At 75.0% G+C, this 25,515-nt stretch carries 20 protein-coding genes; 10 read left to right on the forward strand and 10 right to left on the reverse strand.

The genetic code is table 11. From position 1 onward, the window contains the following. Window positions 1-36 precede the first annotated feature (36 nt). Both LDL48_RS44240 and LDL48_RS26485 read left to right on the forward strand, forming a co-directional pair. Complete coding sequence (locus LDL48_RS44240; RefSeq protein WP_272493093.1) at window positions 37-2,739, forward strand: sensor histidine kinase; 2,703 nt, start codon at window positions 37-39, stop codon at window positions 2,737-2,739. Continuing rightward, window positions 2,739-3,386 (forward strand): response regulator, encoded by a 648-nt coding sequence (locus LDL48_RS26485; protein ID WP_225257968.1) that lies wholly within the window; start codon window positions 2,739-2,741, stop codon window positions 3,384-3,386. Before LDL48_RS44240 ends, LDL48_RS26485 begins: the two co-directional genes overlap by 1 nt. 21 nt (window positions 3,387-3,407) lie before the next feature. Here LDL48_RS26485 and pgm read toward each other — a convergent pair whose 3' ends face one another. Next, on the reverse strand, window positions 3,408-5,051 hold the full coding sequence (gene pgm / locus LDL48_RS26490; protein ID WP_225257931.1) for a phosphoglucomutase (alpha-D-glucose-1,6-bisphosphate-dependent): 1,644 nt from the start codon (window positions 5,049-5,051) through the stop codon (window positions 3,408-3,410). A 242-nt stretch (window positions 5,052-5,293) separates the two neighbouring features. On the opposite strand from pgm, the gene LDL48_RS26495 reads away from it, so the two are divergent. Beyond that, window positions 5,294-6,901: a copper resistance CopC/CopD family protein gene (locus tag LDL48_RS26495; protein WP_225257932.1), complete on the forward strand. Its 1,608-nt coding sequence runs from the start codon at window positions 5,294-5,296 to the stop codon at window positions 6,899-6,901. 28 nt (window positions 6,902-6,929) lie between these two features. After that, complete coding sequence (gene yaaA, locus LDL48_RS26500) at window positions 6,930-7,736, forward strand: peroxide stress protein YaaA (protein ID WP_225257933.1); 807 nt, start codon at window positions 6,930-6,932, stop codon at window positions 7,734-7,736. Here the strand turns inward: yaaA and LDL48_RS26505 are convergent, their stop codons facing one another. Continuing rightward, window positions 7,737-8,360 carry an FKBP-type peptidyl-prolyl cis-trans isomerase gene (locus tag LDL48_RS26505; RefSeq protein WP_225257934.1) on the reverse strand — a complete coding sequence of 208 codons (624 nt, stop codon included), beginning with the start codon at window positions 8,358-8,360 and terminating at the stop codon, window positions 7,737-7,739. 332 nt (window positions 8,361-8,692) lie between these two features. Between LDL48_RS26505 and LDL48_RS26510 the strand changes: the two genes are divergently transcribed. From LDL48_RS26510 to LDL48_RS26525, 4 genes are all read left to right on the forward strand, one after another. Continuing rightward, the gene (locus LDL48_RS26510) at window positions 8,693-9,673 is read left to right on the forward strand and encodes a hypothetical protein (RefSeq protein ID WP_225257935.1); all 981 of its coding nucleotides are present in this window, start codon (window positions 8,693-8,695) and stop codon (window positions 9,671-9,673) included. Between the two features lie 24 nt (window positions 9,674-9,697). Then, entirely contained in the window at window positions 9,698-12,127 is a 2,430-nt protein-coding gene (locus LDL48_RS26515; protein ID WP_225257936.1) for an MMPL family transporter, read from the forward strand. 65 nt (window positions 12,128-12,192) lie between these two features. Then, window positions 12,193-13,599 (forward strand): SDR family NAD(P)-dependent oxidoreductase, encoded by a 1,407-nt coding sequence (locus LDL48_RS26520; protein ID WP_225257937.1) that lies wholly within the window; start codon window positions 12,193-12,195, stop codon window positions 13,597-13,599. After that, window positions 13,596-14,489 (forward strand): EamA family transporter, encoded by an 894-nt coding sequence (locus LDL48_RS26525; RefSeq protein WP_225257938.1) that lies wholly within the window; start codon window positions 13,596-13,598, stop codon window positions 14,487-14,489. The genes LDL48_RS26520 and LDL48_RS26525 overlap by 4 nt, the downstream gene beginning before the upstream one ends. Here the strand turns inward: LDL48_RS26525 and LDL48_RS26530 are convergent. Further along, window positions 14,443-15,096: an SAM-dependent methyltransferase gene (locus LDL48_RS26530; protein WP_225257939.1), complete on the reverse strand. Its 654-nt coding sequence runs from the start codon at window positions 15,094-15,096 to the stop codon at window positions 14,443-14,445. The two genes, LDL48_RS26525 and LDL48_RS26530, sit on opposite strands and share 47 nt — an antisense overlap. A gap of 95 nt (window positions 15,097-15,191) precedes the next feature. On the opposite strand from LDL48_RS26530, the gene LDL48_RS26535 reads away from it, so the two are divergent. Both LDL48_RS26535 and LDL48_RS26540 read left to right on the forward strand, forming a co-directional pair. Further along, window positions 15,192-15,575 (forward strand): VOC family protein, encoded by a 384-nt coding sequence (locus LDL48_RS26535; RefSeq protein ID WP_225257940.1) that lies wholly within the window; start codon window positions 15,192-15,194, stop codon window positions 15,573-15,575. Window positions 15,576-15,649: 74 nt separating this feature from the next. Then, a complete protein-coding gene (locus LDL48_RS26540) occupies window positions 15,650-16,552 on the forward strand; it encodes a fructosamine kinase family protein (protein ID WP_225257941.1) in 903 nt (300 codons plus the stop codon). A gap of 148 nt (window positions 16,553-16,700) precedes the next feature. Here LDL48_RS26540 and LDL48_RS26545 read toward each other — a convergent pair whose 3' ends face one another. From LDL48_RS26545 to LDL48_RS26575, 7 genes are all read right to left on the reverse strand, one after another. Then, window positions 16,701-17,933, reverse strand: a complete 1,233-nt coding sequence (locus LDL48_RS26545; RefSeq protein WP_225257942.1) for an amidohydrolase family protein — start codon at window positions 17,931-17,933, stop codon at window positions 16,701-16,703. Between the two features lie 201 nt (window positions 17,934-18,134). Beyond that, complete coding sequence (locus tag LDL48_RS26550) at window positions 18,135-18,944, reverse strand: SWIM zinc finger family protein (RefSeq protein WP_225257943.1); 810 nt, start codon at window positions 18,942-18,944, stop codon at window positions 18,135-18,137. Further along, the gene (locus tag LDL48_RS44245) at window positions 18,937-22,224 is read right to left on the reverse strand and encodes an SNF2-related protein (protein ID WP_308016495.1); all 3,288 of its coding nucleotides are present in this window, start codon (window positions 22,222-22,224) and stop codon (window positions 18,937-18,939) included. The genes LDL48_RS26550 and LDL48_RS44245 overlap by 8 nt, the downstream gene beginning before the upstream one ends. Continuing rightward, window positions 22,221-22,664 (reverse strand): DUF5990 family protein, encoded by a 444-nt coding sequence (locus LDL48_RS26560; RefSeq protein ID WP_225257944.1) that lies wholly within the window; start codon window positions 22,662-22,664, stop codon window positions 22,221-22,223. The genes LDL48_RS44245 and LDL48_RS26560 overlap by 4 nt, the downstream gene beginning before the upstream one ends. Before the next feature lie 31 nt (window positions 22,665-22,695). Further along, window positions 22,696-23,931, reverse strand: a complete 1,236-nt coding sequence (locus tag LDL48_RS26565; RefSeq protein WP_225257945.1) for an ATP-grasp domain-containing protein — start codon at window positions 23,929-23,931, stop codon at window positions 22,696-22,698. Window positions 23,932-23,956: 25 nt separating this feature from the next. Next, window positions 23,957-25,003 (reverse strand): alpha/beta hydrolase, encoded by a 1,047-nt coding sequence (locus tag LDL48_RS26570; RefSeq protein ID WP_225257946.1) that lies wholly within the window; start codon window positions 25,001-25,003, stop codon window positions 23,957-23,959. A 43-nt stretch (window positions 25,004-25,046) separates the two neighbouring features. Then, complete coding sequence (locus LDL48_RS26575) at window positions 25,047-25,379, reverse strand: STAS domain-containing protein (protein ID WP_225257947.1); 333 nt, start codon at window positions 25,377-25,379, stop codon at window positions 25,047-25,049. Window positions 25,380-25,515 lie beyond the last annotated feature (136 nt).

Raw genomic sequence — 25,515 nt, forward strand, 5'->3', positions numbered from 1 at the left:
TGCGCGCGGCCCGGCCGACCCCTAGGTTTGCTGCTCATGGGATTCCGGACCTGGCTGCTGCCCGCCGTGCTGACGGCCGGGCAACTGCTGCTCTGGCCCGGCGCACCGCTGCTCACCGGCGATCCGGTCAACCCCGCGGCGGCCTCGGCGGTCGTGGTCGCCACGCTCGTCACCGGGGTGGCCCTGCTCTGGCGGCACCGCGCGCCGGTCCCGGTCGCTGTGGCCGTCGTGGCCGCGCTCAGCCTGGCGTACTGGGCCGAACGGAGCGACCAGCTGTTGGTGATCGCCATCGCCGACCTGGTCGCGCTGTACTCCGTCGCGCTGCGCTGCCCGCGGCGCACCACGCTGTACACCGCCGGCGGGGTGCTGCTCTGGCAGGCCGGCGTGGCCGCGGTCGAGGACGTGAACACCGTCGGCGAGTACGTCCTCACCCTGCTCACCCTCGTGGTGGTCTACGCCCTGGTGGTGGCGTTCGGCCGGGTCCGCCGCCGCTGGCTGGCCGACCGGGCGGCCGCCTCCCGGGACGTGGCCGAGGCCGAGGCCCGGCGCCGCGACGCCGCGGACGCGGAACGGCACCGCCTCGCCCGCGAGCTGCACGACGTCACCGCGCACCACCTGACCTCCATCGTGGTGAGTGTGTCCGCCGCGCAGCACCTCGGTGACAAGCGACCCGATCTGCGGCGGGAGGCGCTGGACTTCGCCGCCCGTACCGGCCGGGAGACGCTCGACGCGCTGCACCGGCTGGTGTCGGTGATGCAGCTGCCCGGCGAACGGCCGGCCTCGCCGGCCGAGCAGCTCGCGGACCTGGCGGCCGGCTTCGTCCGGCTGGGCCAGCGGGTGACGGTACGGCTGCCGGAGACGGAACTGCCGGCGCCGGTCGCCGAGGCGGTCCACGGGATCGCGCGGGAAGCCCTGACCAACACCCTGCGGTACGCCCCCGGGGCGCGGGTGCGGATGCGGGTGACGCAGTCCGCCGAGGGCACCGAGCTGATCGTGGAGAACGACGCCCCGGCCACGGCGTTGGGCTTCGGCGCCGGGCGGGGCGCGACGGCCGGGCTGGGTGGCGGCCGCGGGCTGGCCGGGATGCGGGAGCGGGCCGCCGCGCTCGGCGGTACGGCCGAGGCGGGTCCGCGGGTCGACGGCGGATGGCGGGTACGGGCGCTCCTGCCCGCGGCGCCCGGAGCCCGCGCCGCCGGCGGGCCGGTGGCCGGCGGGCCGGTGGCCGGCGGGCCAGTGGCCGGCGGGCCGCCGTGGTGGGCCCGGGCGGACAACGTGGTCGACGCCGGTCTGGTCGCCGGCATGCTGTTCCTGCCGGCGCTCGGCCTCCTCATCCTGATCGAGGACGTCGCCCGGCCGACCGCACCGGAGCTGGTCCTGATCGCCCTGGCCACCCTCGCGCACGCGGCGCCGCTGGTCTGGCGGCGCCGCCACCCGTGGCCGGTGTTCGCGCTGGTGGCCGGCACCACCTGGCTGTGGCCGGTGCTGACTCTGGTGGGTGCCCTGCCGGAGTCGGGCGGGTGGCTGGTGCTCGGCGGCGTGGCCGCCGACGCGGCCGCCGTCTACGCGGTCGCCGCCTACGGCGGCCGCGGCCGGATCACCGCGCTCACCATCCCCGCCGTGCTGGTCTGCACCGGCCTGGCCACCGCCGTGACCGGCGGCGTGGAAAGCGGCTTACGGTCGCCGCCCGCCGTCCCGGACCTCGCGGCGGCCGAGCTGACCACGCGCGATCTGCTGCTGGTCGCGGCGCTCGTCGGGGTGAGTTTCATGGTGATGACCGTGGTGCTGCTCGCACCGGTCGTCGCGGCGTGCTGGGGTGCGGGCGCCGCAAAGGCCGCCCGGGCGGCGCGGGTGCGGTACCGGGAGCACGGGGCGCTGGCCGAGGCGACCGCCCGGGCCGTGCTCTCGGCCGCCGACGAGCGGGCCCGGGTGGCGGCCGGGCTGCGCGCCGCGGTGCTGGAACAGACCGCGCGGGTCGGCACCACCGCCGAGGCGGGCGACGTGGACGGGGTGCTGGTGTCGGCCCGGGCGGCGCTCGGGTCGATGCGGGGCCTGCTCAGCGGCCTGCGTGAGCCACCGCAGCCGGGCGGGGTGGCGCCACCCGGCCCCGGACTGGGACCGCCCTCCGCGACCCCGCCCGTAACCGAGCCCGACCCGGCCGCTCAGACCACCAACGGGCCGGACCCGGCCAAATCCGGACCCCACCCGGCCACCCCGGCCGAACCCGGACCCCACCCGGCGACCCCGGCCGGAAACGGGCCGGGGCGAGCCGGCCCGGGCGGAGCCGGTCTCGCGTCGCTCGCCGAGCTGCTGCGGACCAGTGCGCGCCCGGCCACGCTGACCGTCGTCGGCGACCTCGAGGGCCTGCCGGCCGCCGTCGACCGGTCCGCCTACCGGCTGGTGGAGATGCTGCTGACCGGCGGCTCCGGGCCGGCCACCGTGCGGGTGACCCGGTCCGCCGACGGGCTGCGGATCACCGTCACCGGAGTGGCCGCGGACGCCGACGGCACCCGGGCGGCCGCGGTGCAGGCCCGGGTGTCCGCGCTGGGCGGCACCTACGCGGACGGACCGGCCGAGCCCGGCTACCCGGCCGAGCCCAGCAACCCGGCCGAGCCCAGCAACCCGGCCGAGCCCGGCAACCCGGCCGAGCCCGGCAACCCGGCCGAGGCCGGCAACGGAGTTGTGGAAGTCTTGCTGCCGGTACCGGCGGCTGTGGAGGTGACGTCATCGCGATTCGGGTGATGGTGGTGGACGACCAGCTCATGGTGCGGGCCGGGCTGTCCGCGATCGTGGACGCCGAGGACGACCTCGAGGTGGTCGGCGAGGCCGCCGACGGGCAGGCGGCGCTGGACCTGGCGGCGCGCCTGCGGCCGGACGTCGTGCTGATGGACATCCGGATGCCGGGCATGGACGGGCTCGCCGCCACCGCCCGCCTCACCGCGGCGGAGAACCCGCCGCGGGTGCTGGTGCTGACCACGTTCCACCAGGACGCGTACGTGTTCCAGGCACTGCAGGCCGGTGCGGCCGGGTTCCTGCTCAAGGACGCCGAACCCGCCGACCTGGTGGCCGCGGTCCGGGTGGTGGCGGCCGGGGAGGCGATGCTCAGCCCGGTGGTGACCCGGCGGCTGATCGACGCGTTCGCGGCCGGGACGGTGGCCGGCCCGGCCCGCCCCGATCCGCGGCTGGCGGCACTCACCCCGCGGGAGCGGGACGTCCTGGCGGGGGTGGCCGCGGGCTGGTCCAACGCGGAGATCGGCGAGCGGCTGGGCATCGCCACCGGCACGGTGAAGGCGCACGTGAACGCGCTGCTGCCGAAGCTGGGTGTGCGCAGCCGGGTGCAGGCGACGATCGCCGCCTACGACCTCGGCGTGGTCCGGCCCCGGGGCTGAGCGCGCCGGGGCCGGCCCGGGTCAGCCCTTCAGCGCGGCGGAGACCACGGCCCGCGCCTCCTCCTGGATCTGGGCCAGGTGGTCCGGGCCCTGGAACGACTCGCCGTAGATCTTGTACACGTCCTCGGTGCCGGACGGCCGGGCCGCGAACCAGCCGGACTCGGTGGTCACCTTGAGGCCGCCGATCGCGGCGCCGTTGCCCGGTGCCGTGGTCAGGACCGCGGTGATCGGCTCGCCGGCCAGTTCCTTCGCGGTGACCTGGTCCGGCGACAGCTTCGCCAGCACCGCCTTCTCGTCCCGGGTGGCCGGCGCGTCGATCCGGGCGTACGCGGGGCTGCCGAACCGGCCGGTCAGGTCGGCGTAGTGCTCGCTGGGCGTGCGGCCCGTGGTGGCCAGGATCTCCGAGGCCAGCAGGTCGAGCAGCAGGCCGTCCTTGTCGGTGCTCCACACGCTGCCGTCGCGGCGCAGGAACGACGCGCCGGCACTCTCCTCGCCGCCGAAGCCGACGCTGCCGTCGAGCAGGCCGGGCACGAACCACTTGAAGCCGACCGGCACCTCGTCGAGCCGGCGACCCAGATCCGCGGCCACCCGGTCGATCATCGAGGAGGACACCAGCGTCTTGCCGACCGCGGCGCCGGACGGCCAGTCGGTGCGCACCCGGAACAGGTAGGCGATCGCCACGGCCAGGTAGTGGTTCGGGTTCATCAGGCCGCCGTCGGGGGTGACGATGCCGTGCCGGTCGGCGTCCGCGTCGTTGCCGGTGGCGATCTGGAAGCGGTCCTTCTGCTCGATCAGCGACGCCATCGCGTACGGCGACGAGCAGTCCATCCGGATCTTGCCGTCCCAGTCCAGCGTCATGAACCGGAACGTGGGGTCGACGTCCGGGTTGACCACGGTCAGGTCCAGGCCGTACCGCTCGCCGATCTCGCCCCAGTACGCCACGCTGGCGCCGCCGAGCGGGTCGGCGCCGATCCGCACGCCGGCCGAGCGGATCGCGTCCAGGTCGATCACCGCGCCCAGATCGCCGACATAGGCGTCCAGGAAGTCGTACGTGGACACGGTCGCGGCGCTCCGGGCCCGCGCGGCCGGCACCCGGCGTACGTCCGCGAGTCCCGCCGCGATCAGCGCGTTCGCCCGGTCCTGGATCCATTTCGTGGCGTCGGTGTCGGCCGGACCGCCGTGCGGCGGGTTGTACTTGAAGCCGCCGTCGGCCGGCGGGTTGTGCGACGGCGTCACCACCACGCCGTCGGCCAGGCCGGACTGCCGGCCCCGGTTGTGGCGCAGGATCGCGTGCGACAGCGCCGGGGTCGGGGTGTACCCGTCCCGGCTGTCGATCAGCACGGTCACCTCGTTCGCCGCGAACACCTCCAGCGCGCTGACCATCGCCGGCTCGCTCAGCGCGTGGGTGTCGCGGACCAGGAACAGCGGGCCGTCGGTGCCCTGGTCCCGGCGGTACTCGACGATCGCCTGGCTGGTCGCCACGATGTGGTCCTCGTTGAACGCGGTGCGCAGGCTGGATCCGCGGTGCCCGGAGGTGCCGAACGCGACCCGCTGCTCCGGCACCTCCGGGTCGGGGTGCTCGGTGTAGTACGACAGGATCACGCGGGGCACGTCGATGGCGTCGCGGGCCTCGGCGGGTCGGCCGGCACGGGGATCTACGGACATCGGGGGCCTCCTCGGAGCGTGGAACCGGCCCGGGGCGGCGGCGTCGAACCGCGCCGTGGTCGCCCGGCGGTCGTTGTGCGGATCGTATCGTTGCGCGGTACCCGGGACACGCGATCGGTAAGCCGTCGCGGCCGGTATTGAACCTTTCCGGCCCGGAATCCGAACTACCTGACGTGACAGGGGCGAAAGCGGCCGGGGGGCCGCGAGACGGTCGCCGGCTGCGCCGTGTCCTCGTACCCCTGGTGTCCGCTCTGTTCCTGGTGCTCGGGCCGGCCGTGCCGGCCGAGGCGCACGCCGCGCTGCTGGCCTCCACCCCCGCGCCGGGCAGCGTGATCGGCACCTCCCCGACCGAGGTGACCGTGACGTTCAGCGAACCGGTCACGCCGGTCGCCGGCCGGGTCCAGGTGATCGCGCCGGACGGGCGGCGGATCTCCGGGGCGGTCACCGCCCGCGGCGCGGTCCTCACCGTCGCGGTCCGGCGCGCCGACCGGCCGCTCGGCACCTACCTGGTCAGCTACCGGGTGATCTCGGCGGACAGCCACCCGGTGGCGGGGGCGCTGACGTTCTCGGTGGGCGCGCCGTCCACGACGCCGCCGGCGGCCACCGCGGACGACGTCCACCGGTCGGTGGCGGTCGCGCTGCCGGCGGTCCGCTATCTCGGGTACGCCGGGCTGACCCTGACCATCGGCCCGGCGCTGCTGCTGGCGCTGCTCTGGCCCCGCCGCACCCCCCGCCGCGGCGCGGTCCGCCTGGTGCGCGCGGGCCTGGCCGCGACCGCCGTGGCCACGCTGGCGGATCTGTGGCTGCAGGCGCCGTACCGGTCCGGCACCCCGCTGTGGGACGTCGCACCGGGCGCCCTCGGGCAGGTGCTGACCGACGGCTACGGGCTGGCGCTCGGCGCCCGCCTGGCGGTCCTGGCGGTGGTGGCCGGGCTGCTGCCGCCGGTGCTGGCCGGCACCGCCGGGCGCGGCCGGGCGCTCACCCTCGCCGGTCTCGGGCTGGGCGGTCTGGCCACCTGGCCGCTGACCGGGCACGCGGTCGCGGCGCCGCTGCCGGCGGTGATCGTGGCCGCCGACGTGGTGCACATGGCGGCCATGGCGGTCTGGCTGGGCGGCCTGGTCACGCTGACCGTGGTGCTGCTGCGCCGGACCCATCCCCGGGTGCTGGGCGTGCTGCTGCCGGTGTGGTCGCGGTGGGCCGCGGTGGCGGTGGTGTGGCTGGTCGGCGCCGGGGTGCTGCAGGCCGTGGTGCAGGTCGGCTCGGTGCCGGCGCTGTGGCGCACCGACTACGGCCGGCTGCTGGTCGCCAAGGTGGCGGTGCTGGCGCTGACCCTGGGCGCGGCGGCGTACGCCCGGCGGCTGGTGCACCACGCCGGCGCCCCGGCCGGGTTGCGCCGCACGGTCGGCATCGAGGTGGCCGCGACCGCCGTGGTGCTCGGTCTCAGCGCCGTCCTGGTCCAGGTGAATCCGGGCCGCAGCGCCACCACCGACGCGGCCACGGTGATCGACGACGGCGTGTCGCAGACCCTCACCTCGTCGCTGTACACGCTGCAGTTCAACATCTATCCGCTGCAGATCGGCGACAACAACACGGTGCACGCGTTCGTCTACACGCCGGAGGGCAAGCCGCTGCCGGCCGCCGAGTGGACCGTCACCTCGGCACTCGCCGGGCGCGACCTGGAACCGGTGACCACCCCGATGCTGGGCGTGCTGCCGCGGCACCACGCCATCGGCGCGCTCACGTTCCCGCTGCCCGGCACGTACGACCTGCGCTTCACCATCCGGATCTCGGAGATCGACCAGGCCACGGTGAAGACCACGGTCACCGTGCCGGCGGCCGCCCGGGGGTGACGATCCGGCGCCGGTTAACCTCGCCTGCGTGCTGATCCTGCTGCCGCCGAGCGAGGGCAAGTCCGTCCCGGCCACCGGCGATCCGGTCGACCCGGCCGAGCTCTGGCTGCCCCGCCTGGCCCCGGCCCGCCGCCGCGTGCTCACCCGTCTCGTCGCGATGTGCCGCCGGCACAGTGCGCGCGGGACGGCCGCGTCGCTCGCCACGCTCGGGCTGAGCGCCGGGCAGGCCGACGAGGTGGTGCGCAACGCCGGACTGGCCTCGGCGCCCGCCGCGCCGGCCGCCGAGGTGTACTCCGGCGTGCTGTACGAGGCACTCGGCGCCGCCGGCCTGGCCCCGGCCGCGCGGGACTGGCTGGACGCGCGGGCGGTGGTGTTCTCCGGGCTGTGGGGCGTGGTCCGGCTGCCCGACCGGATTCCGGCGTACCGGTGCTCGGTCGCGGTGTCGTTGCCCGGCCTCGGCGGGCTCACCGGGCACTGGAAGAAGGCGCTGGCCCCGGTCCTGACCGCGGCGGCCGGCGACGGCCCGGTGCTGGACCTGCGCTCCGGCGCGTACGCGGCGATGTGGTCGCCGGCCGGGCCGCTGGCCGCGCGCACCGCCCAGGTCCGGGTGCTGCACGAGCGCACCGTCGGCGGGGTCGCGCAGCGGTCCGTGGTCAGTCACTTCAACAAGGCCACCAAGGGGCGCCTGGTCCGGTCGCTGGCCGAGGCCGGCGCGGAGCCGGCCTCGGTCGGCGATCTGGTGACCGCGCTGCGCGACCTGAAGCACACGGTCGAGGAGCGGCCCGCGCCGGCGGACCGCCCCCGGCAGCTGGACGTGGTGGTGCCGGAGCTGTGACTACTGGGCGGCGAGGACGTCGACCACGAAGCGGAGGTCGCCGGCCGGCCGCCCGCCTTCCGCCTTCTCCCCGTACGCCATCGTGGCCGGGATGTCGAGCTGCACCCGGCTGCCCACCGGCACGCCGATCAGGCCCTGGTCGAAGCCGGGGATCAGCCCGCCCACGCCGATCTGGGTCTCCAGCAGCTGACCGGACTGCCACGAGGAGTCGAAGACCTTGCCGTCTTTGTAGGTGACGCCGACATAGTTGGCACGGATGGTCTGCCCGGCGGCGACGGCCGGGCCGGTGCCCTTGATCAGCGGGGTCACCTGGAGCTTCTTCACCCGGCCGCTGCCGGCCTTCACGGTCGGCGCGGTCTGGAGGGCCGGGTCGAGCGCCGCGGCCGGGTTCTCCGGCGGCGCGGCGGCGGACGGTGCGGCGGCGGACGGGGGCGCCGCGGACGGTGTCGCCGGGTCGTCGTCGGACACCTGGACCAGCACGAACGTCGCGATCAGGACCGCGATCACGCCCACGCCGGCCAGGGCTCCGGCGATGGCCTGGCCGCGGCGCTTGGCGTTGGCGGCCTGCTCGGCCGTGGTCGGCTGCTCCGCCGCGGGCTCGGCGGTCTGCACGTGGTCAGTCATCTGCGGTCGACGCTCCTGCACTGTCTGGCTGGTTATACGGGCGAACCCGGACACCGTACTCGCCGAAGGAGCACCGTGGTCGGCCGAACCGCGGCGCCGAAGATCCATTCGCGGTCCGGTGCCGCCGAACCGGCGATCGTGGCCCTCGACCGTAAGGGCGGTTACCGATCCCGCTCTGGTTCGTCACTGATCGAAGTGAGATCGTGTATCCGCTCACAGCAATGGCGGCGGGCGCTCACCGCCGGCAACTGCGACAGCGAACTCGGCTCACCGTGCCCGGCCGCCACCGGAGCCCGGCGACGGGAGCCCCGCGTACGACCGGGGAGGGTCGGTTGCCGGACGACGACCGGAGAACGGGTCGGCAGTCACGATCCGGGGCACCGCACGGGCGGACGCCCCGGCCTCCGCACCCGGCCGGCCACGGCTACCGGGCCGGCGGGCGGCGGGCCGCGGCCGTACCCCCGGCGCTGCTCTCCGACGCCGGACGGCGCCGGGTGGGTGAGGTCCTGATGCCCGCCTCGGTGATCCTCGCCGGGGTGCTGCTGGTGGTGGCGTTCGCCTTCATCATCAACCGCGCCATGCGCGACGACCGGAACACCGCCATCCCGCCGCCGCAACCCCCGGCGCTCGGCACGAACCCGCTCGCGCCCACCGAACAGGCACTGATCCCGCTGCCCAGCCCGTCCACCTCGGCCAGCCCGTCGTCCCCGGCGACCACCGCGCCGACGTCCCGGCCGCCGTCCAGCAAGCCGCCGGCCCCGGACCGGGGCGCGGTCGCCGTCGACCGCGCCGGGGTGCCGGGCCGGGTGGACCTGTCCGCCGAGGGCGACCGGGACTGGGTGCACTGGGGCCAGGACGGGACGTTCTCGCTGGAGCGCGACGCGGACGGCGGCTTCAAGATCCTGGAGGGCGCGCCCACCGCGCCGCGCAACCGGCACACGCTCAGCCCGCAACGGTTCGCCTGGCGCGGCGGCTCCCCGGTGCAGAACTCGGACGGCACCACGACCGGCATCCGCACCTGCGGCAAGGGCAACGGCTTCACGCTCACCGCGCCGGCCGGGCGGGCCAACCGCACGCTGCGGGTGTACGTGGGCACGTTCGCCGCCCGCGGCCGCCTCGACGCCCGGCTCTCCACCGGCGGCGCGACCGTGGTGAGCCGCCTGGAGGAACGGGACGACAAGCTCGCCACCGCGGTCTTCACGGTGACGTACCGGTCGCCCAAGGACGGCACGCTGAAACTCAGCTGGACCACCGAGGAGTCCTTCGACTCCGACTGCGGCGGGGTGGCTCTGCAGGCCGCCACCCTGCGCTGAACTGCGGGACAAGGGGGTCGGGGGTTGTTCGCCGCCTGGGGCTCGTGGGTGGCCCGGTTCCGCTGGCCGGTGTTCACGGTGGCGCTCGCCGCGGTGATCGGGGCCGGCGTGTGGGGCACGGGCGTGTTCGGCCAGCTGTCCGAGGGCGGCTACCACGATCCGGGCAGTGAGTCGACCCGGGCCGCCGAGGTGGTCCGGCAGGGCCTGGGCGCCCAGGGCGGCGACGTGGTGGTCGTCTACACCCCCACCACCGGCGGCATCGACGACGCCGCGCTGGCCGACCGGGTCCGGGACCGGCTCGACCGGCTGCCCCGCGACGCGGTCAGCGCCACCACGTCGTACTGGTCGGCGGACCGCGCCCCGCGGTACGCCTCGGCGGACCGCCGCAGCGCGGTCGCCGTGCTCACCCTGGCCGGTGCGGACGACTCGGCGAAGCTGGCCTCGTACCGGCAGATCGACGACCGGCTCGCGGTGCCCGGCGCCCGCGTCCAGGTGGCCGGCGGCACCGTGCTCGGCGATGCGTCTGCCCGCCTGTCCACCCGCGACCTGGCCGTGGCGGAGGCCGTCTCCCTGCCGATCGTGCTGATCCTGCTGCTGCTGGTGTTCGGCTCGCTGGTCGCCGCGGCGCTGCCGGTGCTGGTCGGCGGCGCGGCGGTGCTCGGCTCGCTGGGCGTGCTGCACGCGGTCGCGCTGACCCACAACGTCAACTCGTTCGCGGTGAACGTGGCCAGCCTGCTGGGCCTGGGCATGGCGATCGACTACGGGCTCTTCATGGTGGGGCGCTTCCGCGAGGAGCAGGAGTACGGCCGGACGCCCGCCGAGGCGGTGACCCGTACCGTGGCGACGGCCGGGCGGACCGTGCTGTTCTCCGCCACCCTGTTGATGATCGCGCTCGCCGGGCTGCTGCTGTTCCCGCAGGGCTTCCTGAAGTCGCTGGCGTACGGCGGGCTGGCCGCGGTCGCGCTGGCCGCGGTGCTGTCGCTCAGCCTGCTGCCCGCGCTGCTGGCGATCCTCGGGCGGCGGGTCGACAAGCTGCCGATCCGGCTGCCCCGGCGCCGCACCGCCCGCCCGCCCGGCAGCGGCTGGGCCCGGCTCGCCGACGTGGTGCTGCGCCGTCCGGTGCTGGTGGCCGTACCCCTGGTGCTGGGTCTGCTGGTGCTGGCCGCACCGATCCGCGGGGTGCACTTCGGCGAGACCGACGAGCGGGTGCTGCCGGCCGGCGAACCGGCCCGCCAGGCCATCGAGACGCTCAAGGCGGACTTCCCGGCGCTGAGCAGCGTGGGCATCCAGGTGGTGCTGCGCGGCACCCGCGGCGAGGCGCCGGAACCGGCCGCCACGGCGACGTTCGCCGACCGGCTGCGGCAGGTGCGCGGCGTCGCCGCGGTGACCCCGGCCGGCTCTGGCGACGTGGTGGTGGTCTTCACCGCCACCACGGAGGCGACCGACCCGTTCGCCGGCGCGGCCCGTGACGCGGTCACCGACATCCGCGCCCTGCGCCCGCCGGCCGACACCGAGCTGCTGGTCGGCGGCACCACCGCCCGCAGCGTGGACAGCCTGGAGGCGACCGCGGACCGGCTCCCGCTGATGATCGGGCTGCTGGTCGGCGCCACCCTGATCCTGATGTCCCTGGCCTTCGGCTCGATCCTGCTGCCGGTCAAGGCGGTGGTGGTGAGCGCGCTCAGCCTCACCGCCACGTTCGGCATCCTGGTCTGGATCTTCTCCGACGGCCATGGCGCCGGCCTGCTGCGGGTCACGCCGGCACCGCTGGAGGTCGGCATCGTGGTGCTGATGGCCGCGGTGGTGTTCGGGCTGTCCACCGACTACGAGGTGTTCCTGCTGTCCCGGATGGTCGAGGCGCGGACCCGGGGCGCCACCACCGCCGAGGCGGTGACCACCGGCCTGGCCCGCACCGGCCGGGTGATCAGTGCGGCGGCGCTGCTGCTCATCGTGGTGACCGGCGCGTTCGCGCTGTCCTCCGTGACCACCATGCGGTTCGTCGGCGTCGGCATGATCATCGCGCTGGTGCTGGACGCCACCGTGGTCCGGATGCTGCTGGTGCCGGCGCTGCTGCGGATGCTCGGCGCCGCGGCCTGGTGGGCGCCGGGGCCGCTGCGCCGCCTGCAGGAGCGGGCCGGCCTGGCGGAGTACGCCGACGAGGAACTGTTCCCGACCGTGTCGGTGGGCCGGCACGCCGCGCCGGAGGACGCGGACCCCCGCCCGGCGGCACCGGGCCCCGCGCCCGGTCACGCCGAGCCGGTCTCCGACCGCGACCGGTCGGCCATCCGGGTCGGCACCGGCGACCGGTCCGCCTCGCCCCGCACCGAGCGGCCGTCCGTCCGGTTCCTCACCGGCGACGAGAACACGCCGGACCCGGCCGCCACCGTGGTGCTGGACGGCCCGACCACCGTCGATCTGTCCGCCCGCCGCGCCCCGGAGCACCCGGACCACGGGTGAGTCCGCCGGGCCGGGACAGTACAGTGCCTGGCGGCAGTGGTCGGTGGGAAGTGGTGGGAGCACGGATGACGGCGGGTGAGGACCGGGAGCAGGCGCCGGGCGTGGATCCGGCACGGCTGGCGGCGTGCCTGGCCGTCCTGGCCGAGGTGGAGGCGCTGCCGGTCGAGCACCCGGACGCGGTCGCCGTGCGCCGGGCCACCGCGGGACTGTTCAAGACCGCGAAACTGCGCCGCCGCCGGGAACGGCGCGACGCCATCCTGGCCGCGGACCGGGCGGTCACCGAGGCCACCGCGACCGGCGCGCCGAACCGGATCGACGACGAGACCGCCGGCCTGCCGCTGCGGACCGCGACCGAGGACGTGACCGCGGGGATCCTGCGCCAGGCCCGCGGCTGCTACATCTGCAAACAGCGATACCACCGGGTGGACGCGTTCTACCACCAGCTCTGCCCGGACTGCGCCGCGCACAACCGGGCCCGGCGCGACGCCCGGACCGACCTCAGCGGCCGTCGCGCGCTGCTCACCGGCGGCCGCGCCAAGATCGGCATGTACATCGCGCTGCGCCTGCTGCGCGACGGCGCGGACACCACCATCACGACCCGGTTCCCGCACGACGCGATGCGCCGGTTCGCGGCCATGCCGGACAGCGCCGACTGGCTGCACCGGCTCCGGGTGGTCGGCATCGACCTGCGCGATCCGTCGCAGGTGGTGGCGCTCAGCGACGCGGTCGCGGCCCGGGGGCCGCTGGACATTCTGATCAACAACGCGGCCCAGACGGTACGCCGGTCGCCCGGCAGCTACTCGGCGCTGGCCGCGGCGGAGTCGGAGCCGCTGCCGGACGGCCCGCTGCCCGAGGTGGAGTACTTCGGCGGCCGGTCCACCGGCGAGATCGGCGGTCCGGCCTCGGTGCCCGCGCACGCGGTGACCACGCTGGCGCTCACCGCCGGGACGAACGCGATCGACGCCGGCGGCCTGCTGCCCGACCTGGCACCCACGAACAGCTGGAGCGACCGGGTGCACGAGGTCGACCCGGTGGAGCTGCTCGAGGTGCAGCTGTGCAACGTGACCGCCCCGTTCGTCCTGGTCAGCCGGCTGCGCGCGGCGATGCAGGCGTCGCCGTTCCCGCGCCGGTACGTGGTGAACGTGTCCGCCATGGAGGGCGTGTTCAGCCGCGGCTACAAGGGGGCCGGCCACCCGCACACCAACATGGCCAAGGCCGCGCTGAACATGCTGACCCGCACCAGCGCCGTCGACATGTTCGCCGACGGCATCCTGATGACCAGCGTGGACACCGGCTGGATCACCGACGAGCGACCACACCCCACCAAGATGCGGCTGGCCGAGGAGGGCTTCCACGCCCCGCTGGACCTGGTCGACGGCGCCGCCCGGGTGTACGACCCGATCGTCCGCGGCGAACAGGGCGAGGACGTGTACGGCTGCTTCCTGAAGGACTACCGGCCCATCCCCTGGTGACGGTGCGGACGCCGGTGGTGCCGGCGCCGCTGCTGGTGCTGACGTCGATCGCGTCCATCCAGTTCGGCGGCGCGTTCGCCCGTACCCTCTTCGAGGATCTCGGCGCGGCGGGCGTCACCGTCCTGCGGCTGACCATCGCCGCGCTGGTGGTGGCCGTCGCGACCCGTCCGCGGGTACGCACCTGGTCCCCCGCGGCGTGGACCGCTGCGACGCTGCTCGGCGTCACGGTCGGCACCATGAACCTGCTGTTCTACCTGGCGCTGCGCACCGTCCCGCTGGGCATCCTCGTCACCGTCGCGTCCCTCGGCCCGCTGCTGCTCGCGCTGGTGCAGACCCGCCGGCTGCCGGACCTCACCTGGGCGGCCCTGGCCGCCGTCGGCGTCGTGCTGCTCGGCTGGGACCCTGGCGCCACCGCACCGGCCGGCGGCCTGCTGCTCGGGTTCGCCGCCGGGCTGTGCGGGGCCGGCTACATCCTGCTCAGCGCGCGCCTCGGCCGGCTGGTACCCGGCACCGGGGGCCTGGCGGTCTCGCTGGCCGTGGCGTCGCTGCTGGTCCTGCCGTTCGGTGCGGGCGGCGCGAGTGCCGCGTTCGACGATCCCGCGCTGCTGCTCGGCGGCGCCGTGGTCGCCGTACTCTGCTCGGTGCTGCCCAGCGGCCTGGAACTCCACGCGCTGCGCCGCATGCCCACCCGGGTCTTCGGCATCCTGATGAGCCTGCAACCGGCCGGCGGCGCGATCGCCGGCCTGCTGGTCCTGGACCAGCGCCTGCGCCCGCTGGAGATCCTGGCGCTGGTCCTGGTCATGCTGGCCAGCGCGGGCGTCACGGTCTCCCGGCGGGCGCCGGTCACGGATCCACCATCGCCCGGAGCGTCGCCGCCCCGACGAACGTGAACATCCGCCGGCCCGGCCGCAGCGGCACCGGATCCCCGGCGTGGCGGTGCGCGCCCACCGAGAAGCCCACCTCCGGCGGAGTCAGGAACAGCCGCTCGAAGCCGCCCTCCTCGAACCTCGCACAGGTGGCCGGCACCCGATCCGGCGCGCCCCGGTGCCGGGTCCAGACCACCGTGCCGCCGCGGGCACACAGCGCCCGGCAGGCGTCCACCGTGGCGAGCACGTCCTCGTCGGTGAGGTTGCCGAACACGCCGCACGCGACGACCAGGTCGGCGGGCACCGCGCCGGCGTAGCAGTCGGTCAGCCCGGCGTCGCCGCGCACCACCTCCACACCGTCCAGGCCGGCGGCGCGGGCCGCCGCCCGGGCGGCGTTGACGTTGCGCTGGTCGAGTTCCACCAGCCGGGCACGCACGTCGCCCCCGCGCGGGTGGCCGGCGAGCACCCCGATCAGATCGCGGCCCTGCCCGGCGCAGAGGCTGACCGCCGTCCGCGGCCCGGCCGGCATGGCGTCCAGCGCGGTCCGGATCCGCGCCTGCACGATGCGCAGGCGGTGCGCCAGCTTCGAGTCGGGTACGTCGTAGTCCGCATGCCAGTCGACCCAGTCCACACCGGCACCCTACGGCCCGCTCCGCACACCTGACCGACCGCCGCCCGGGTCCGCCTTCCCGGGACCGGGCGGGGTGGCCCGCGTAGATTGGCGGGGTGGCCACCTTCTGGACCCTGGGCGCCGACGCCGACGACCCGCAGCGGCTCGCCGCCTTCTGGGCGCTGGCGCTGGGCTACGTCAGCGAACCCGGCTTCGACGAGCCCGACAACGCGTCCATCGTCGACCCCGACGGCCGGGGCCCCGCCATCGCCTTCCTGAAGGTGCCCGAGGGAAAGACCGCGAAGAACCGCGTGCACGTCGACATCCGGGTGGCCGGGCCGGGCCCGTGGGACATGGCCGAACGGGCCCGCCTGATCCGGCGGAAGGTGCCCGAACTGGTGGCCGCCGGTGCGACGGTGGTCCGTGAGCACTGGTACGGCGACGACCTCGGGCACGTCGTCATGCTGGACCCCGAGGGCAACGAGTTCTGCGTCGCCTGAGCGATCGGTCACCCCACCGACGGCGCCACGACCCGGTGGCCGGCCGCGATCTTACGGACGAGAGGAGCCCTTCCGTGACGCGCTCGGCGGCGTACCTGCTCGACCGCCTGCACCGGGCCGGGATGCGCGACGTGCTCGCGGTCGAGCCGGCGACGGGCGGACTCGCGGCGCTGGCCGGCATCGCCACCCGCCGGGACGGGCCACCGGTCTTCGTCAAGGCGTTCGCCGACACCCCGGACGTCGACGTCTTCGCCACCGAGGCCGAAGGGCTGACCGCGCTGCGGGACCTCGGCGGCATGGTGACGCCGGACGTGATCCGGGCCGGCCGGGACCTGCTCGTGCTCTCGGTGCTGCGGCCCAGACCGGACAGCGAGACGTTCTGGGAACAGTTCGCCCACGATCTGGCCCGAATGCACGCCGGCACGGTCCATCCCCGCTTCGGATGGCACCGCGACAACTGGCTGGGCCGCCGCCGGCAGGTCAACACCTGGAACGACGACGGCTTCGCGTTCTTCGCCGAACATCGGCTCCTCCGCTGGCTTGGGCAACCCCGCGTCGACGCCGCACTCGACGCCGCCGACCGGGCGGCCCTGGAGCGGCTGTGCCACCGGCTGCCGGACCTGCTGCCGGACCGGCCGGCCTGCCTGACCCACGGCGACCTGTGGACCCAGAACCTCCTGGCCACCCCGGACGGCCGGCCCGCACTGATCGACCCCGCGGTGTCCTACATGTGGGCCGAGGTCGACCTCGCCCACGTGTGGTCCACCTCGCCGCCGCCCGAGGCGCACCGGTTCTTCGCCGTCTACGCGGAGCTGACCTCGCTGGACGCCGACTGGCCGGCCCGGATGCCGATCATCCAGTTGCGGCAGCATCTCGCGGTGCTGGCCCAGTTCGACGACGACTGGGGCGCGGCCGACACGATCCGTGCCACCCTGGCCCCGTTCCGCTCACCGAACGGCTCCAGGCGCGACGGTTGACCACCGCGCCGGCCCGGGGCGGTGGCGGGGCCGTTCGGTTGCGGTGATCCCGGTGGGTGGAGGGCTGTCCGGCGGTGGGTGGCACCGGGTCGGCACCATCCGGACCGAGGTGGCATCCCCGCGGCCCGTCCGGTCTCCAGAGGCAATATCAGCCGTTCCGCCGGTCGCGGTCAGGAACATCCTGGTTGACCTGGTGTCCGCGGGCGAGGACGGCCTGGACACGGCGCAGTGCCGTGATGTCGGTGAGGGGGTTGCCGTCCACCGCCAGGATGTCGGCGTCGAAGCCCGGGGCGATCCGGCCTTTCCGCGATCCCAGGCCGCACGCCGCGGCCGCGGTGGACGTGACGGCGCGCAGAGCACCGGCCGGGCCGAGTAGCACCGCAGCCGCCTGGGCGATCGCGAAGGGCAGGACGTCGTGTGGTTTGGTGATCTCGATTCCTGCGTCCGTGCCGACGAGCAGACGCGCGCCGGCCTCGTGCAGACGGCGGAAGTTGGTGATGATCCCCGGCGTACGCGTCCGGACCGCAGGGGAAGTCGTCGCTCCTGGCACGGGAACGTTGCCGACGGTGATTCCCACGGCAACCCCGCTCTGCACCATGCGGCCGATGAGGTCGCCCGGCTCGTCGACCCCGTCGGCGCTCCAGAACGTGACATGCTCTAGACCGTCCACACCGGCGTCGAGTGACTCACGGATGGACGCCGTCCCGTGGGCGTGTGCGACGACCGGCAACCCGAGTCGGTGGGCCCCGTCCACCGCGGCCCGCAGCACGGCGGGCGGGAACTGGGACAGCTCCTGCCGGGTACCCGGTGTCATCCGGCCGCCGCTGGCCATCACCTTGACGACGTCGGCCCCGTGATCGGCGCGTTCGGCCACGGCCGCCCGCACCGCGTCCTCCGACGGTTCCACCTCGCCACCGAGGAAGTGGCAATGCCCCGCAGGGGTGGTGATCGGTGGCCCGGATGCCACGATCGTGGGCAGGTCGTCGCGGCCTCGCAGCCGCAGCGAGAGATGGTGCAGGTCACCGAGGTCCCGCACCGTGGTGACGCCGGCCCGAAGGGCGGTACGGCCGGCGGCTGCCATGGCCGTGACGACGGCGTCCTCGTCTCCGGCACGGGCGGCAAGGGAGGTGACCGGGTCGGCGCCCCCGTCGAACACCAGATGCATGTGGGTGTCGATCAGGCCCGGCAGCAGCGTGGCACCCGGAAGGTCCAGGACGCGCGCGTGGGGCGGCGGAGCGACGGCACTGTCGACGGCGACGATGGTGACGCCGTCCACAATGATCAACGGGTCGGGTTGAAGTGTCTCCGTCACGCCGTCGAAGAGGGCCGCCGCCCGGATCGCCAGCAGGCCGGGCCGCTCGGTCACCCCAGAGATGATCACGATCGGACGGTAACCTCGGCGGTCAACCATCCGGGGGACCCGGAAGGGACTCAGGTCGCACTTCGGCGCTGCTCGACAGCCAGCGCGCGAGCCACTCCCGCAAGGCGAGTCCACCGAGGCGCTCGAGCGAGCCACTCCAGCCGGACGGTCCGGCGAGCCGGGTCCGGCGAGCCGGGTGGGCGGGTGCGGAGTCGCCGCTGGTCAGTCCGGCGGCAGCGCCTGGTAGGCGGGACGCAGCAGGTCGGTCACGGGCCGGCCGTGCACCGCCAGCGGAGGCGGGTCGAGCTGGTCGAGCAGCGCGTCCGGGCGACCCGGCGTGACCGGCGGGGAGGTGCCGGACGGCGTACCCCCGGACCAGAAGTCGGCGCAGTCGCCGAGCTCGGCCGGGTCCGTGGCGGTGGCCGCCGGTGGGGCGGCGGCCTCGACGGCGGCCGCGCCGCGCAGCCGGCGCAGGCGTTCGAGCAGTTCGTCGCGGGGACGGCCGCGCCAGGCGAAAGCCTCGAACGGGTCGGTGTCGAACGCGGCGGCCAGCGCGTAGCAGGTGGCGGCGAGGTGGACGCACGGCATCGGCCAGCGTTCGCAGCTGCAGTCCATGGCGATCTCGCCGATGGACAGCGGCAGCAGGCTCAGCCCGGCTTCGGCGAACACGGCGTCGATGTCCGCGGGCATCCGGCCGGCGAGCAGGTCGGCGACGTAGCGGGCCTGGGAGGCGAGGGTGTCCTCGACGCGGGACCATTCGGCGGCACCGAGGGCGCGGACCGCGATGCGGGACCGGTGGGCGGCGGGCTCGTCGGGGCCGCGTACCAGGGCCACCGCCAGGCTGCCGGAGACGGTGAGGTGGCGGACGTGGCCGGACCGGGCGTCGCGCCGGCCGCGGGCGAACGTGGGTGCCATCCGCAGCGCCTCGAACATGGCGACGAACGGGGCCGAGAACGGCGTCGCGCCGGATCGCCGGGGCGCGCCGGCCGGTACGACCGCTCCGCTCGGCGGAGTCCGGAACGGATCAGTCACCGACGGCCTCCGGGGACAGCGCGAGCAGGTCCCGCAGCTCGCTGGTGGACAGTGCGGTCAACCAGCCCTCGCCGTTACCCACCACGCGTTCGGCGAGGGTGCCCTTGTCGGCGATGAGGCGGTCGATGCGTTCCTCGACGGTGCCCAGGCAGACCAGCGTGTGCACCTGCACGTCGCGGTCCTGACCGATCCGGAACGCCCGGTCGGTGGCCTGCGCCTCGGTGGCCGGGTTCCACCACCGGTCCACGTGCACGACATGGTTGGCGGCGGTCAGGTTGAGCCCGGTGCCGCCGGCCTTCAGCGACAGCAGGAAGATGCCGGGCCGCTCGTCGGCCTGGAACTCGGCGACCATGGCGTCCCGTGCGCCGCGCGGCGTGCCGCCGTGCAGGTAGCGGACCGGCACGTCGAAGCGGGCGGCCAGGTGTGGCGCGAGCATGGCGCCGAAGCGGGCGTACTGGGTGAAGCACAGCGCCCGCTCGCCGTCGGCGAGGATCCGGTCCAGGATCTCCTCCAGCCGGTCCAGCTTGCCGGACCGCCCGGGCAGCGGCGAGCCGTCGCCGAGCAGCTGGGCCGGGTGGTTGCAGACCTGCTTGAGCTTGGTCATCGCGGACAGCACGACGCCGTTGCGGCGCTTGTCGGTGGTCTCGGCCAGGCGCTGGACCATGTCGTCGAGCACGGCGCGGTACAGCGTGGCCTGTTCCCGGGTGAGCCCGCACAGGTGCCGCACGTACCGCTTGTCCGGCAGGTCGGTGATGATGGCCGGGTCCGACTTGACCCGGCGCAGCAGGAACGGCCGGGTGGCGTGGCGCAGGCGGGCCGCCGCGTCCTCGTCCGCGTACCGTTCGATCGGCACCGCGAAGCGGGCCCGGAACGTGTACGCCGAGGCGAGCAGGCCCGGGTTGAGAAAGTCCATGATGGACCACAGCTCGGCGAGCCGGTTCTCCACCGGGGTGCCGGTCAGCGCCGTCCGGTGCCGGGCCGGGAAGCGGCGCACCGCCCTGGCCACCGCACTCGCGCTGTTCTTGATGTGCTGCGCCTCGTCCAGCACGACCCGGTCCCAGGCCACGGCGGCCAGCGCGTCGGCGTCCCGGGTGGCCGTCGCGTACGTGGTCAGCACGACGTCGCAGCCGTCCACCAGGCCGGCGGGATCGGGCCGGTCGGCGCCGTGCAGCACGCGCACGGTCAGGCCGGGGGCGAAGCGGGCCGCTTCCCGCTGCCAGTTGCCCAGCACCGACAGCGGGCAGACCAGCAGCGTGGGACCACGCCGGGCGTGCAGCAGCAGCGCCAGCAGCTGCACGGTCTTGCCCAGACCCATGTCGTCGGCCAGGCAGGCGCCGACGCCCAGGCGGTCCAGGAAGGCGAGCCAGGACAGACCCCTCCGCTGGTACGGCCGCAGCTCCCCGGCCAGCCCGGCCGGCGGATCGAGCAACTCCAGCCGCTGGTCCAGGTCACCGGCGAGCAGGTCGGCGAGCCAGCCGGTGCCGCCGGACGCGGTCACCGGCAGCGGCAGTTCCTCGGGCGGCAGCAGCCGGATGGTCCGCAGCGCGTCGCCGGCGGTCATCGTGCCGCCGCCGCGCCGCAGGAACGCCAGCCCGGCGGTGAGGCGTTCCGGGTCCAGGTACACCCACTCGCCGCGCAGCCGGACCAGCGGGACCTTGGCCGCGGCCAGTTCGGTGAGTTCGTCGGAGGTGAGCACCCGGCCGCCGAGCGCCAGGCCCCAGTTGTAGTCCACCAGCCGCCGCAGGTCGCTGGCCTCGTCCCGGAGCACGGCCGGCACCTCGTCGCGGGTGTGCACCTCCAGGGCCAGTCCGAGGCTCTGCGGCCGGCGCCACCACGCCGGTACCAGCACGCCGTACCCGGCCTGTTCGAGCACCGCCGCCTGGCTGAGGAACCGGTGCGCCCCCTCGGTGTCGAGCACCAGGTCGGCCGGGCGGGCCACGCGCAGTGCCGCGTCCAGGTCGGGCACCAGCCGGGCGGCCCGGCCGAGCCCGGCGAGGAGCCGGTCCTGCGGGTGGTGCGTCCAGCGGCGCAGCGGCGCGCTGCGGTCCCGCCACACGTCGGCGGCCGGCACCAGCAGGCTCGGCTCGTCGAGCGGCTGCAGCAGGAACTCCAGCAGCCACGCGTCCCCGGCGTCGCCGGGGCCGCCGGTCTCGGCGGGCGCCCCGGTGGCGTCCGGCTCGTCCGGTTCCAGCTCGTGCAGGTGGCTGAGCCGGAAACACACCCGCACCGCGGCACCGGTGGAGGCGTCCGCGTGCCAGGCGTCCAGCGCGTCGGTGAGGCCGGCGAGCGTGTCCGGCGGCGCGTCGAACGTGGCCTCTCCGGTCAGCGCGGCCAGCCATCCGGCACCGCCGAGCGTGACGCCGGCCTCCGCGAGCCGGGTGCGGACCAGGCCGTCGACCAGCCGCTCCAGCGCCGCGTACAGCGCGTCGGCGGCGGGCAGCCCGGCCACGTCGCCGGGGCGGGACCGCTCGGCGCGGCAGGCCGCCGGCATCCGGCGCAGCAGGTCGGCGTGCCGGGTGACGTCCGGACCGGTGAGCACCGGGCGCCAGCGGCTGCGCGGCCGGGGTCCGTCCGGCAGCACTCCGGGCAGCACCCGGCCCCGGCCGACCAGGTCGGCGGCGAACGCGCACACCTCGGCCAGGTAGAGCACGGACGGCGCGGCCCGGGCGCCGATCGTGTCGGCCAGGTCGTCGGTGACGAACGGTGCGGCCACCGTGGGCACCCGCCACGGCCGGAACCGTGGCCGTCCGCGCCGGGGCGGGAGTCCCAGTTGGGGTGACGGGAGCGGCGCCGCGGACGTCGACGGCAGCAGCAGGATGCCGTCGGGGCGGGGCTCGCCGGCCGGCAGCCGGGCGGCGGGGAGCGCGAACGGGTGCGCCGGGGCCTCGCCCCGGCGGGTCCGCGACCGGACCGGCTCGCCCGCACGGCCGGGCTCCGCGCCGCCGCCGGGCGCGGCGTGCGGCGCGACCGGTCGCAGGTCGGTCTCGGCCCAGAGGGCGAGGCCGCCGTCCCGGGCGATGAAGCCGTGCAGAACCCGCACGTCACCGCCCAGCCCAGACCCGCCCGACCCGGACTCGTCCAGCCCGGACCCGTCCAGCCTGGTCCCGTCCAGCCTGGTCCCGTCCAGCCCGGACCCGTCCAGCCCGGACCCGTCCAGCCCGGACCCGTCCAGCCCGGACCCGTCCAGCCCGGTCCCACTGAGCCCGGACCCACTGAGCCCGGACCCGCTCGGCTCAGATCCACCCAGCCCGGACCCGGCCGGCCGCACCGGCTCGGTCACGCCAGTGACCAGGTGATGTCCGGCGGCCGCACCCGCGCGCACCGCGGCCCGCCGTCCACGTCGGTCAGCCCGAGCCGTCCCACCAGCACCGCCTCGCCGTCGTGGGCGGCGCGCAGCAGGCCGGTCGGCACGTCGCCGAACAGCAGCTTGGCCCGGCGGAACATGGCGAACCCGCCGTCCGACACCGCGCCCCAGCTGAGGTAGAGGAACCGGGCCCCGGGCCGCCCGTGCACCCACGGCCCACCGACGTCGAGCAGGCCGTCGATCTCCCGGCTGGTCACCTCGAGCCGCCACACCGCCGACGGCGCGTCGGCGGGCACCCGGTCGACCACCTCGGCGCGCCGCTGGACGCCGACGTGCACGTGGTCACGGCGCAGCCGGTCGGCCTCGGCGCCGCCGCGGCCGCCGGGCAGGTCGGTCCCCTCGATCCGGATGTGCACCCCCCGCACTCTAGGCCGCGGGTACGACACTTCAGCGTTGGTCACGCACCCAGGCGTCGATCAGGCCGCCGAAGTGGCCGAGGAACCGTTCGTGCTCGTGCACCGGGTACGTCGCCCGGACCGTCTCGGCGAGCAGCGACCGGAACTCGTCCGAGCTGATCCACCCGTACACGATCTCGTCGATGTGGCCCAGGTGCCGGTCGCAGAACTCCTGGTAGCGCTCCACCTCGAAGTACTCGTCGGCGAGCTTGCGGTAGCCGGCGAGCTTGTCCGCGTAGGGCAGATCGTCGCGGTCGCCGATCGCGAAGTACGCGGCGGTGTCCAGGTCCAGCCGCGGCCGGCGTTCGGTGACCACGCAGAAGATCGTCCAGCGCAGCAGCGCCGACATCGCCCACGGGAAGTAGTAGTGCAGCGACGTGATCGCCACGTCCGGGCAGGCGTTGGCGTAGTCGATCGGGTACACCTCGCCGCCGCGGACCAGCGACTCGCACGAGTTGAACTCCCAGCGGAAGAACGCGTTGATCAACCGGGAGATGGTGATCACCTCGTCCCCGGTGGAGGCGTCCAGGAAGTTGTGCTCGACCGCGTACCGCTCGTACATCGGCAGGTCCGGGCGGAACTTCATCACCATGGTCTCCGGGCCGATAGTGAGCGAGCGGGCGAACACGTCGTAGTCCTCGACCGACGCCTGCAGGTGCATGAGCCGTTCCCCGGAGGCGTCGTACGCGGCGTGCAGCTCGTCCGGGTTACGGATCTTGGAGACGCCGACCCAGGCACCGCCGTCGTACGGCTTCATGAACAGCGGATAGCCGATCGACGCGGCCACCGCCTCCAGGTCGAACGGCTGGTTGTAGCGGCCCGACGTGTAGGCGTACCGGGAATTGTCCAGGGGGTTCTTGAACGGCACCAGCGCCGTCTCGGGCACCTTGAGCCCGAGCCGGATCATCGCGCAGTAGGCCGCGTGCTTCTCCATGGACTGGAACGTGAACGGGCTGTTGAGCAGGTACACGTCGTCCATCAGGGCGATCTTCTTGAGCCACTCGCGCGGGTGGTAGTACCAGTACGCCAGCCGGTCGATGACCAGGTCATGGCGGGGCTTGTCGCGCAGGTTGAACGGCTCGATGGTGACCCGCACGCTGCGGGTGCGGTGCTTGCGGCCGTCGTCGTCGGACACCACGCCGACCCGGCGCAGCAGCGCCTCGTACGCCCGCGGCCAGTCGTCCTCCGTGCCCAGCAGCAGTCCGATGGTGTGCTCGACGTCCGCCATTGGCGCCCCTCCCCGGTCGATACGGCTACGCCCACACCCGCTGGAGCAGGGTGGTCAGGTGCGGGTCGAGCGCGTCACGCCAGCCGACCCAGTTGTGCGCGTCGGGCACCTCTTCCAGACTGCCCGGATACCCCTGGTCGCGCAGCGCAAGCGCCATGTCCCGGTTGTTGGCCAGGTTCTCCTCGCCGACGCCGCAGGTCAGCACGGCCGGCACCGGATGCGGTCGCGGGTCGCGCAGCACCCGGCCGGTGAACCGGACGATGCGCAGGTAGCGCCGGAAGCCGGACTCGTGCCGGTCGTACCGCGGCCGGAAGAAGCTGCCGGACTGCAGGAACAGCCCGGCGAACCGGGCCGGATGCCGGCGCTGGGCGTGCAGCATGGCGAGGGCGCCGAGGCTGGCGCCGGCGCCGACCACGGGCCGGTCGGTGCCGAGCTCGGCGGCCACCTTCGGCAGCGCCTCGCGGGCCAGCGCACGGGCGTAGGCCGGGCTCGCCGAGTACCACTCCAGGCGTTCGCCCGGAGGGAGCAGGACCAGATGGTACGGAGGCAGCCGGCCGGCCCCGATCAGCGCCGCGGTGTACCGGCCCAGCCCGCCGTACCGGTCGTAGTCGGGACCGTCGTGCGCGACCAGCACCCGGTCGGTGGCCGTGCCGGGCGACCAGATCCGCGCCACCATCTCGCTGCGCACCGCGGTCAGCGGCAGGTAGACGTCGCGCCACCGGCCGGCGGCGGGCGGCAGGTCGAGCCAGTCCGGCTCGCGGTAGCCGGGGCACCAGAGCACGGACGACTCGCCGAATCCGCCCGGGGCCCGGCGCGGGTTGTCGGGGTCGCAGACGGTCTCGGTGCTGCCGTCCGGGTGGGTCAGCTCGATCTGGTACTCGATCCGCTGCACCGGGGGCCGGGGACGGCGCAGTTCCCAGGCGCGGACGTCGTCGTCGTAGGCGAAGTCGCATGGCGCGGACCGCGGCCAGACGCCCTGCCGAAGGCGTACCCCGGACAGTCTGCGCTCCTGGTCACGCAGCCGGAAGCAGACCTCCGAGCCGGTGCACCACGCTCCGACCGCCGGTTCCATCACCGCACCCTAACGGTCGTGCCGCTCACCCGCGCAAGATCTCTCAGGTGCGGGTGCGGCTCTCCGTGGTGGACCCGGACAGCCCGAACATCGCGGCCAGCCCGGTGACCCGCAGCTGCCGGTGGACGAACTCGCTGGGGTTGCGCAGCTCGAACCGGGTGCCCAGCTCGCGCGCCGTGTTGTAGCCGGTGACCAGCGCGCCGATGCCCATCGAGTCCATGAACGTCACGAACGTGAGGTCCACGGTCATCGTGGCCGGCCGCTCCCGCTGCAGCGTGCCGACCAGCGCCTCGCGCAGCGCGTCGACGGTCGCCGCGTCGAGCGTGCCGCGGACGTCGACGACGATCCCGCCGTCGGCCCGGCGGCGCGTCGTCATGACGGCTTCGCCCATCCCATCCTCCGATCCGGCTCGTCGCGTCGTCCGATTCACCGTACAACGGCACCACGCACCCCGCAGGCCGCCGCGGAACCCGGCCGCCTCACCCACCGCCCCGGCGATCATGCAAGCCCGG

Origin of the sequence: Jidongwangia harbinensis, assembly GCF_020216025.1 — a bacterium.
Classification (GTDB): domain Bacteria; phylum Actinomycetota; class Actinomycetes; order Mycobacteriales; family Micromonosporaceae; genus Actinoplanes; species Actinoplanes harbinensis.

Bases quoted from the DNA above. Each gene is read 5' to 3' on its own strand.
- LDL48_RS44240 (WP_272493093.1), top strand. From the start codon at position 37: ATGGGATTCCGGACCTGGCTGCTGCCCGCCGTGCTGACGGCCGGGCAA.
- LDL48_RS26485 (WP_225257968.1), top strand. From the start codon at position 2,739: ATGGTGGTGGACGACCAGCTCATGGTGCGGGCCGGGCTGTCCGCGATC.
- pgm (WP_225257931.1), bottom strand. From the start codon at position 5,051: ATGTCCGTAGATCCCCGTGCCGGCCGACCCGCCGAGGCCCGCGACGCC.
- LDL48_RS26505 (WP_225257934.1), bottom strand. From the start codon at position 8,360: ATGACTGACCACGTGCAGACCGCCGAGCCCGCGGCGGAGCAGCCGACC.
- LDL48_RS26520 (WP_225257937.1), top strand. From the start codon at position 12,193: ATGACGGCGGGTGAGGACCGGGAGCAGGCGCCGGGCGTGGATCCGGCA.
- LDL48_RS26565 (WP_225257945.1), bottom strand. From the start codon at position 23,931: ATGGCGGACGTCGAGCACACCATCGGACTGCTGCTGGGCACGGAGGAC.
- LDL48_RS26570 (WP_225257946.1), bottom strand. From the start codon at position 25,003: ATGGAACCGGCGGTCGGAGCGTGGTGCACCGGCTCGGAGGTCTGCTTC.
- LDL48_RS26575 (WP_225257947.1), bottom strand. From the start codon at position 25,379: ATGACGACGCGCCGCCGGGCCGACGGCGGGATCGTCGTCGACGTCCGC.